A 564-nucleotide genomic window follows, 5' to 3' on the forward strand; every position below is an offset into this window, starting at 1 on the left:
GATTGCTTTTTAGATAAAGACTTAGTGGTGAAAAAAGCGATGCAGCGCTACCCATCACTCAATACGCACACCGCGGCCCCTTGGGGAAGCTACGCGACGTTTCACTTATGGAATCAATCATGAACACAGTTTATACCGAGATGCCGAGCCCACTAGGGGCGGTCACTATCCAATCTAACGCTGAGGGCTTACTTGGCATTTGGTTTGAGACTTGTACGACCAAGCCAAGTGAATTGGGGCGAAGAGATGATCAGCATCCGATTTTGCGCCAAGCCGTCACCCAGTTGGACGAATACTTTTCGGGTCTGCGCAACGAATTTGATTTGCCTTTGGCAGCGACAGGTACCGATTTTCAAAATCAAGTGTGGCATGCGTTAACGACCATTCCATACGGCGAGACGTGGAGCTATCAAGATCTTGCCAACGCGATTGGCAACCCGAAAGCCGTGCGTGCGGTTGGATTAGCAAATGGCAAGAACCCTATTTCCATTGTGGTGCCTTGTCATCGCGTTATTGGTAAAAGTGGCAAACTGACTGGGTATGCTGGTGGGGTAGAACGCAAAC

At 49.6% G+C, this 564-nt stretch carries 1 protein-coding gene; it reads left to right on the plus strand.

All coding sequences use genetic code 11. The features are described 5' to 3' along the window. Positions 1-119: 119 nt before the first annotated feature. The coding region (locus tag R7Z77_RS27445; protein ID WP_318137317.1) for a methylated-DNA--[protein]-cysteine S-methyltransferase at positions 120-564 on the plus strand (445 nt) is incomplete at its 3' end.

The organism is Vibrio sp. 1401, assembly GCF_033340295.1.